The 8,878-nt window shown below is 34.3% G+C and carries 8 protein-coding genes and 2 pseudogenes; 3 read left to right on the forward strand and 7 right to left on the reverse strand.

Translation table 11 applies throughout. The features are described from left to right. Positions 1 to 14: 14 nt before the first annotated feature. A complete protein-coding gene (locus HMPREF0666_RS17035; protein ID WP_083822542.1) occupies positions 15 to 425 on the forward strand; it encodes a hypothetical protein in 411 nt (136 codons plus the stop codon). Here HMPREF0666_RS17035 and HMPREF0666_RS15610 read toward each other — a convergent pair. Further along, complete coding sequence (locus HMPREF0666_RS15610) at positions 422 to 2,389, reverse strand: TonB-dependent receptor (RefSeq protein WP_009013357.1); 1,968 nt, start codon at positions 2,387 to 2,389, stop codon at positions 422 to 424. The two genes, HMPREF0666_RS17035 and HMPREF0666_RS15610, sit on opposite strands and share 4 nt — an antisense overlap. A 108-nt stretch (positions 2,390 to 2,497) precedes the next feature. After that, entirely contained in the window at positions 2,498 to 2,674 is a 177-nt protein-coding gene (locus tag HMPREF0666_RS17555; RefSeq protein ID WP_157600305.1) for a hypothetical protein, read from the reverse strand. A gap of 419 nt (positions 2,675 to 3,093) precedes the next feature. On the opposite strand from HMPREF0666_RS17555, the pseudogene HMPREF0666_RS15615 reads away from it, so the two are divergent. Next, a pseudogene (locus tag HMPREF0666_RS15615) lies at positions 3,094 to 3,387 on the forward strand (conjugal transfer protein TraG); the annotation flags it as partial. Between the two features lie 147 nt (positions 3,388 to 3,534). Here the strand turns inward: HMPREF0666_RS15615 and HMPREF0666_RS15620 are convergent. The 5 genes from HMPREF0666_RS15620 to HMPREF0666_RS15635 form a co-directional block, all read right to left on the reverse strand. Beyond that, the gene (locus HMPREF0666_RS15620; protein ID WP_009013359.1) at positions 3,535 to 4,197 is read right to left on the reverse strand and encodes a hypothetical protein; all 663 of its coding nucleotides are present in this window, start codon (positions 4,195 to 4,197) and stop codon (positions 3,535 to 3,537) included. A 60-nt stretch (positions 4,198 to 4,257) separates the two neighbouring features. After that, entirely contained in the window at positions 4,258 to 6,144 is a 1,887-nt protein-coding gene (locus tag HMPREF0666_RS15625; protein WP_232214146.1) for an outer membrane beta-barrel protein, read from the reverse strand. Positions 6,145 to 6,419: 275 nt separating this feature from the next. After that, positions 6,420 to 6,569: a hypothetical protein gene (locus HMPREF0666_RS17565; protein WP_009013361.1), complete on the reverse strand. Its 150-nt coding sequence runs from the start codon at positions 6,567 to 6,569 to the stop codon at positions 6,420 to 6,422. Positions 6,570 to 6,652: 83 nt separating this feature from the next. Then, the gene (locus HMPREF0666_RS15630; protein WP_009013362.1) at positions 6,653 to 6,838 is read right to left on the reverse strand and encodes a hypothetical protein; all 186 of its coding nucleotides are present in this window, start codon (positions 6,836 to 6,838) and stop codon (positions 6,653 to 6,655) included. 143 nt (positions 6,839 to 6,981) lie between these two features. Beyond that, the gene (locus tag HMPREF0666_RS15635) at positions 6,982 to 7,809 is read right to left on the reverse strand and encodes a hypothetical protein (protein WP_009013363.1); all 828 of its coding nucleotides are present in this window, start codon (positions 7,807 to 7,809) and stop codon (positions 6,982 to 6,984) included. 658 nt (positions 7,810 to 8,467) lie between these two features. On the opposite strand from HMPREF0666_RS15635, the pseudogene HMPREF0666_RS15640 reads away from it, so the two are divergent. Continuing rightward, positions 8,468 to 8,760, forward strand: a pseudogene (locus tag HMPREF0666_RS15640) (conjugal transfer protein TraG); the annotation flags it as partial. Positions 8,761 to 8,878: the final 118 nt, after the last annotated feature.

Here is an 8,878-nt window from a genome sequence, read left to right on the forward strand (position 1 = left end):
ATGCAACTGCCATCATGTTGCTCTGTGACGGTGGAGGTTCCAACAGCAGTTCCAGCAGGCTTTTCAAGCAAGAGCTGATCAAACTTTCCGAAGACCTCCATATTGACATAATAGTGGCGCACTATCCCCCGTACACGTCGAAGTGGAACCCCATTGAACACAGGCTTTTCTCTCAAATCACCAGAGTATGGAGTGGTATTTCCTTCGAGAGCGTTGAGCAGGCATGCGAACTTGCCGCAGAGGCCAGAACGAAATCCGGCCTTTGTGTCTTCACCAACATCAACAGAAAGAAGTACGACACTTCTCGTTGTGTGGATAGCAATTATGATGATGTCTGTCAACGGCATATTACCTTTGATGAAGAGCTACCGAAATGGAACTACAAGGTTTCATGGAGAGACAAAAAATACCAAGTTATTTTTTAAACGTTACTAAACAGCTTTTGACTACCATAAAGTCTGGTCTGAGAATGCAGAAAATGTCCTTGATTACTCATAGAGTAAATGAATTGTTCAGAATATGAATCATAAAGAACCTGATTTTCGAGGTATGGAGATGAGTTGTATTGAAGATACGTTGATAAGCTTAGATAAGTTTTATGTTTAATAAAATTCAAAGCAAGTTGGTTGGTATAAGCCTGATACGGCTTTAGATTTGGATTGCCAACACGTACTTCATACTCTGAGATGGGTTGTTTTACATTGGAAAGAAGAGCAAGTTCTGGCTCATTGGGATTGATGCCTAAATAGTACTGGAGCGACCATTCTTTCGAGAAAGCATATCGAAGACTTAGTTTAGGACGAAAATACGTATAATGTCTATGCAAATTATCGTTCTTCAATTTGTAGAAGGCAAAGCCTGCTCCTATAGTATAAGAGAAGTTCCTTAGTCTTCCGGAGAATTCGGAATAATTGTAAGTGTTGAAAAAATCAAGCGAAGATGGATTCCCTAAGTGGTCTATTGTATAGTCATTTCGGGTGGAAGAAAGTTCGTTCCGAGAGCCGATTACCAAGCTGTATTGCTTGGATAATGGTAGTTGGTACTTGATTTCCCCTATTAACGAACGGTGCTGCCCTGTGGCAAAGTACGTGCTTTCGTAATTGTTATAACCTGATTGGTTATATTTTTTGTAATATTTTTGCTGATAGTCCGTATGAATATAAGTCGCCCTTAAATCTGCAACTATTTCTGAACCATTGCTAAAACCATTAGAAAAATAAACATCTAAGGCGGCATTCCGAACTTTATCTTTTTTGCTCGAGTAATCATCGTAGAAAGATTGACCGGCTATAGAAGACGTAGATACGGCTGTAGCAGGATAGGAGCGGTTCAAATCAAAGAACGTCTTGATACTTAAGAAACGATTTTCTTTAAAAGAATGGGTAAAATCAAACTGCAAGGCAGGGTTGAGCAATCGTTGTTTTGAGGAGCTTCCTATGCTCTTGAAAGCTAATAGACGGGTTGGATAATGCAATTGCTTGTCTATATAGCTGTATATTCCGTTGGCATAATTGTACGAATCAGATAATTTTAATGAGAAATGATCGTGAGAGAAATTTAGGTTAAAGTAGGCATATTGTGAGCCGATGAGCGCAGAGAGAGATTGTGAAACGCGTCCTCCAATTTGCCAGTTCGACATGTTTTTTCTTGTTTTTATCAAAACAACTGCTGCTACACCATCGCCATAAATAACTCCCGGATTAGTTATATATTCAATATTGGCTATGTCTTGGGGTTGAATTGCGATTAAATCGGTCTGCGAAGCGATTACACCGTTGATACGAATCTGCACGCTCCCGTTCTTTAGGGACATAAAAGAATGATTAACAATGTCAAACTTTAAGTCGGGCAAGTTCAACAATCGCATAACATCCAATGCGTCCTGACTACTTTGACGTATTTTCTCATTAGGGAAAAATGTTAGTCTATCCACGCCTTGTCTCACATTTTCAGCAGCCACTACCACTTCATCTAATTGATAAGAGGCAGGTTCCATCAATACATCGTTCAGTTTGTAGTCTTTACTTAATCCTATAACAGCAGACTGAAGATTATTGAAGCCAAGCGAAGAAAACTCTAAAAGATAGTCACCCGACCGTAAATGCCGAAAACAAAATTCTCCTTTCTTATCTGTGTGTATGACGGATACCAAACTGTCTTTTTGGCAAAGCCTTATATTAACGCCTGGCATTATTTCTTTATTTTCAGCATTGAGCACTTTCCCTGATATTGTAATATTCTGGGAGAAAATATATAAAGGAAAAAGTACAACCAATAGTAGAAAAAGAATCCTTTTATTCAGTTTCCTACAATTTGTCACTATAAACTCAGAAGTTTTATATTCCTTAAGAGTTAATTCTATTTTATTTAAAAATACCGTAACTTTCATTTAACTATGGATTTTGTAAAATTAGTTCGCTCATATATAATATCCTATTTTGTAAAGTTTTCCCTTGTCATTACTGGAATACAAGAACCTTTAATATCGTAAAAGTATTTACGGATCTAGATAGTATGCGCTATCTTGCTTTGCAGCTTGATGTGCTGTAGATTCTTCCACTACATAAGTTTCATTGCTACCACCCAAAACTGATTGAAGTTCATTAGTTTCAATCAATGACTGAATGGAAGAATTAATTTCAGCATTCATCTTTGATAAAGTCATCTTTTTCATAAATAAACTAGATAAAGTTATAATCTACTCGTATAGCTTTTCGGTTTCCGCTCCTTTTTACAGTATGGTCTGCTAGATAATTATACTAAAATGGTATTTTCCTTTTCTTGTCGCAAATATACAAATATATATTGTTTATAACAAGAAAATAGTTATTTTATTTTTAAAAATTTGTATTTCCTTCGTATTTTCATTGTATTTGCTATATTATACTATATATAACTCGTTGGCGGGATTAAATTAAAGGATAATTTAATATGCAAGAAAAGCTGCATATAAAAGATGTTTTGTAACTTAGTAATAACCGACACACTAAGTTCAATAATCCGTATGCACAACTTATATGCGAATTTCGTAAAAACTCTTGATATATGCAAGTTTTTTCAAAAGACTTGGTAAATTCAGCCTTAATTCCGCCAACGGGTCAGGGTATGTTTGAAGGTGCAGTATCCGATAACTTCGACGAGCGTATCGAACAAAAGATCTTCCATGCGGAGATAGTGGTGGATAGTACCAATGTCTCTGCTGAAATGAAAGCATATCAGCCTATACCTATGATAGTGGACTTCAAAAATGAAGTTAGCTCTGATAATCTCAAAGAAACTATCGAAACCAATTATAAATTTGTGAAAGAGGAAATTTTAGATTTGGTTGCTTCTAAAATGGTGAGAATAAAGAACGATCCGAGTCTCTGTCATTTAATAAAGGAATAAGAAATAATGATTTGTTAACTTAATAACGTTAAGACCTTTTTTTGCTCATATTATAAATATAAAATAGTACAAATATTATATTTCATATTATAAATTTTATTATTTAATTTTTAGAATGCCGTAACTTCTATAAGTTTATCTTTGGTTCTATTGATTGAAATTTCTAACACTGTTTTCTTCAACTTCCTTGGTATATGCTCGCTCTATAGGATCTTTACCATCTAACTTTTCAAAGATCTCTCTAAGTTTTGTCACATGCTTACGGTCTCGTCTTAGGCGCTTATCAAGCATTGTAGCAACATCATAACCTCCATTTATAAGTTTCTTTACTGGTGCTATATAACCAAAATCTTTCAAATCTCTCCTTGGCATGTTACTTGAAATTTGGTCAACATTAACCCTATATTTCCCCCATACTACTACTTCGTTAAGAGTATTTTCTGATGGATATAGGAACATTGTGTCGCGTGGTACTTCATTTTGGTAGAGAGTTTCTAGTAAATAACCATTAGATCTAAAACTCACAACATTAAATGTCTTTGGTAAAATTATTTCTCCTAAATAAGATGTTCTTCCAACTAATATTCTATCAGCCTTTACTTCCACATCTTTTATTGGGAATCTAGTAACAGCATCACAAATTAATATTTTCTGAGCATTTACTTCTGATGAGAAGGAGCAAATCAAACATAATATCAATGTGAAGATTCTGACCTTGTTGAATAAAGTATTCTTAGTCTGATTTGAAAGAGCAGGAATATAAGCCTTTGGTGGAGGAAACTTATATGATGTTAACTTATCCTTTACCATAATCCTCAATTTTTTATAAACTCCTAAATTATGATCTTTGCAGATTTCTCACTTCTATGATTACTTACGGAACCTAGACGTATTAATTACCTCACTATTCTTAGCTTTATATCCTCCAAACTTGACTGTCAAGGAAACTCCAAATTCACGATAGCAGCTAAAGTTCATCTTCATATACTGTCCTTTGAAATTAATACGGGGATTGACGGAAGAAGTCTTGAACAAGTCATTACAGAAAATATGCAGTATAGCTTGTTTTTTCCAAAATTGCCAGCGAAGGCCAATATCTAAGTTACCAGATCCAGGTAAATCATAAATAGCCTGATGAGCTTTGCTACGTATCATCCCATCAACTGTCAGCGACAAATTGGACTTGGTATTTAGTGTGATAACATTGCTCACCTGTGCCATTCCATATAATATGGCTCTATTAAATGGTAAATCATAAAAGTCATCGCATTTCTCATGCATCCAAAGCCCAGTTAATGTTAATCGGGAGTCTAACCATGAACCGAACTTATGAGGAATAACAGCCTGCAAGAAGGCTTGATGCTGGTAATTAAGATTTACATACTTAAAAGTTGTAACCAAACGGTTTGGACGCTGATATGGTGTCTGTATGAAATAATCGTCAACATAGTTGAACCCTGCCACAAAATGATACTTGTTTTTCAGTACCCATACTATATTTGTTTGGTATGATTTAGCAGGTTTAAGATATGGGTTACCCGTAATCTCATCATATCCACCATTACTATATACTGTAAAATTATTCATTGTCCAATATTCTGGATAAGTTCGGTCGGTTGAGAAACTTAGTATCCATATATTGCTAGGATTGTGAACATATGTCAGGTTCAGTGTGGGATATATATTCCATTGATGCCATTGCGGTGAATGATAATATTCCGCTGCTAAAGAAGCGTCTAAGATAAATTTGTTATTCCAATTCTTCCCTACTCCAATATAAGTGTTGGCTATATCTTCTCTTTGGCGTATGTAGTTGATTACAGATAGGTTTTGATAAAACTGTAAACTATGGTTAAGAGACTGTTTATACCAAACTCCATAATTCAAGTTCCAATTATATTTTAATTGATGTTCCTGAGATAAGTAATAACGCCAAACATTTACACGCTGGTCATTATCGACGAGGAAATTAAGATTCCCAGTAGGTGTAACACTTTGCAGATCTTGTTTCTCGGGATCATGATAATAGGTAGTTTCAATACCTGCTTTTAAACCAAATGGAGCCTGATAGTCTAACTTGATATTGTGTAGCCATGTACGGCGTGTTGATAAGGTTCTACCAACGATGTCACCAGTATAGTTACCATAGATATCACGATTACTGTAATTTGTCAGATATGACAGTGACAGGTTATGATTTTTTGCAAATTCATATTCAGTGCTTATGCGATAGTCGTGCCCAAATTGCTTGACAAGTTGTGCTTGCTTATCTTTTATCTCATAGATTGTTCCATTATTGAGGCTGTGCCGAGAATCTTCATCAGTAATCTTAAAAACTCTGCCATGACTATGTAGATACATTGCATCCATTGTAAACTTCCCTGTGTGGTAAAGAAAGGATGCACGCTCACCGAACATAGCATGATGTGTCTGATTATAGGCTACATTAAATTCACCTTGCAAAGGCACTTCTGATTGGGCACCATTTTTTAATTGTATGTTAATTAGGGCGCCGCGAATCTGCGACTTTGCTGGAGCAGAATACATTACATCAGCCCTTTCAAGTCGACTGGCAGGCATACTCCTCAATAGCTGAGTTATCTGGTCTGAAGTCAAAGACATAACTTTCCCATTCAAAGCTATAGTCACATTTCTATTTGCCAACTGGTATTTGCCGTCTTTCTCAGTAATTCCTGGAAGTTCTTTGATTGCATCAAATACATTATCCACACCTTTCTTCTCAATTATGCGAGGCAAATCATAAGTTATAGCACTTCCATGAACCACTGCCAATGGGTGCTCACCTTTTATCATTACTTCAGGAAGCTGCCTGATAAGACTATCAGCCCCCAGCGAATCTACTACGTTTTGTGCAGAAACTGATTGACAATATATAAATATTACCGAAGATACAAATATGATTACACCCTTTCTCATCTTCACTTTACCATTTACATACTTTGCTAAAATATCTATAAGATGGTGTATCGTAAAAGGTACACCATCTTACACTATTTAACAAATGGTTATTACTAAAATCTTATACCCTTTTTTACTCCAATATCACCAACATCTCTGATAGTAGGTTGAGCATAAAGAACAGCATCACTTTCGGATTCATTAAGTCCACCGTTAGTCATCTCATCAAGATAATCCAACGAAGAATCACTAATAATGTTCATTTTATAAAATATTTAAAGTGTTAATAATTGAGATACATTCTTTTGATTCGTAGGCATAAAACGGACCTAATATTGCAATCTCATCATTTAACACTTTTTTTGTTAAATAAATACTTTAATAATATTTTTTCTAATAATATATTCCAATATATAACCTGTGCCTCAAAGCCTGAATCTAATAAAGTTTGCTTCAATACGGTCATAGAAGGAGATGGTAAATATGGTTTAGCTGGTGGCAGCCAACATAATGTTATTCTTGCTTTTTTCATCAATATCAATTTAAAATTTGTCTTTTAAATTAAAAGTACAGACCTGTTTCGTAGTTTTATGCGATGAATGTTTATTTACGAGTTCTATTATACACTTTCTAATCTTCATTTATCGAATGCTCCCAGCATTCTGATATCATGGATTATATAGGGTAATATATGTTTTTAACCTCGTAATCAATAACTACTTGCTTAACTTTATCCTTCCCATATAGCTCTTGATAAATGAGGGTCGGGTCATATCTGAAAATACCTTCTTTATTGTAAAAATCACCATGATAAAACTCCTTTCTTGTCAGAATAAAAGATATTCTTTGCTCTCTTCCTGCATTATTTCTTTCTTTGAAGAAATAATTGGGAGGGGATTGTTCATAGGAAAACATCAAATACTTAGGGTTATTCTCATTAGTTTTTCCAAAATATTTATCATACCAAATTTCAACATGACGAGGCTCTGTACCAAAATGTATTTTGTCTCCCTTTTGCATCTCAGAAAATATGTTTCTTTTGTTAAGATCATTTAAGATACTATCCTTCACATCATAAGAGCAAATGATATGAGAAACAACATTTCTTATTTCCCAACTCTCACATCCTTCGCTCAGGACTCTGATTATAATTTTATAGCTTTTATCGTTAGCATTCACTAAAATTTGAGTATAACCCACATGTTGAGGGATAATGTAATGAAATCCATCGCCTTTTCTTTCAATGGTTAAAACACTATTATCTTTCACATGTATTTGTGATTCATCCAACTTTGATTTACCAATAATGTGCTCAATAGTTGTTACCTGTCCTATCGAATCAACAGAATATTGGACATTAAAAATATTACTCTCGGGTTCACTATCTTCGCTGCATGAAATTAACGATAATATAGCCAAGAATCCTGTAATTAATATACTTGTCAACGGAAGGTTTGCTCTTAATATTGAGCAAAGGTTCCTAATGATTAATATTTTATTCATTCGCATTGTTTTTTATTTAGTTTATTATTTGCTACATAGAGGCTACATAAACAATTATTTTAGGTAGACTAGCCTTTAATTACTTATATTATACCATCTTTACTACTTTAATGGAAGGCAATGACTATTTTTCAAGTTGTTTTATATCTATGACCCACTGCGAAATGTTTGCCTCTTTTAATTAAATCTCGAACAACATCCACAATAAGCAATGCAAATAATGTTAAGAATATGCAAATTAGTGATTGCCCTTTCCAACCAACCTTCTATTCTAGGTTGACAAAGCGTTTTGCTTTATTATGAAAATCAAATTTAACCATAAGCATTTTAAGTTATATATTTTATCACCGCAAATATACAAATAGATATTGTTTATAACAAGAAAAATAGTTATTTTATTTTCAAAAATTTGTATTTCCTTAGTATTATAACTATATTTGCTATATTTTTACTATATATAACTCGTTGGCGGAATTAAATTAAAGGACAAATTAATATGCAAGAAAAGTTGCATATAAAAGATGTTTTGTAACTTAGTAATAACCAACACACTAAGTTCAATAATCCGTATGCACAACTTATATACGAATTTCGCAAAAATCCATAATATATGCAATTCTTTTCAAAAGACTTGGTAAACTCAGCCTTAATTCCGCCAACGGGTCAGGGTATGTTTGAAGGTGTAGTATCCGATAATTTCGATGAACGTATTGACCAAAGGATTTTTTATGCCGAGATTGTCGTGGATATTGCCAAAGTTTCCGCTGAAATGAAAGTTTATCAGTCTATACCCACAATCGCAGACTTCAAAAACGAAGATGGCTCCGATAATCTCAAAGAAACTATTGAAGCCAATTATCGTAAGGAGAAAAAGAAATATTGTCGCTTGTGAATGCAGAGGTCAAGCGCATCAAGGCTGATTCTGCATTGGCACATCTAATTAAAGAATAGTTTTTTACATCTTTTTTATTGAGATATCTATTATAGACCCTTTATCACTGTAAAAGGTTTGTCTATTGTTACGTGAATTCGGGATAAGTTTAGCATGATAAAGTTCCAACTGCCTTGA

It is taken from the genome of Prevotella sp. C561, from assembly GCF_000224595.1.
Classification (GTDB): domain Bacteria; phylum Bacteroidota; class Bacteroidia; order Bacteroidales; family Bacteroidaceae; genus Prevotella; species Prevotella jejuni.

Excerpts from the sequence above, each read along its gene's own strand:
- HMPREF0666_RS17035 (WP_083822542.1), top strand. The coding sequence starts at position 15 with ATGTTGCTCTGTGACGGTGGAGGTTCCAACAGCAGTTCCAGCAGGCTT.
- HMPREF0666_RS15610 (WP_009013357.1), bottom strand. The coding sequence starts at position 2,389 with ATGAAAGTTACGGTATTTTTAAATAAAATAGAATTAACTCTTAAGGAA.
- HMPREF0666_RS17555 (WP_157600305.1), bottom strand. The coding sequence starts at position 2,674 with ATGAAAAAGATGACTTTATCAAAGATGAATGCTGAAATTAATTCTTCC.
- HMPREF0666_RS15620 (WP_009013359.1), bottom strand. The coding sequence starts at position 4,197 with ATGGTAAAGGATAAGTTAACATCATATAAGTTTCCTCCACCAAAGGCT.
- HMPREF0666_RS17565 (WP_009013361.1), bottom strand. The coding sequence starts at position 6,569 with ATGAACATTATTAGTGATTCTTCGTTGGATTATCTTGATGAGATGACT.
- HMPREF0666_RS15630 (WP_009013362.1), bottom strand. The coding sequence starts at position 6,838 with ATGAAAAAAGCAAGAATAACATTATGTTGGCTGCCACCAGCTAAACCA.
- HMPREF0666_RS15635 (WP_009013363.1), bottom strand. The coding sequence starts at position 7,809 with ATGAATAAAATATTAATCATTAGGAACCTTTGCTCAATATTAAGAGCA.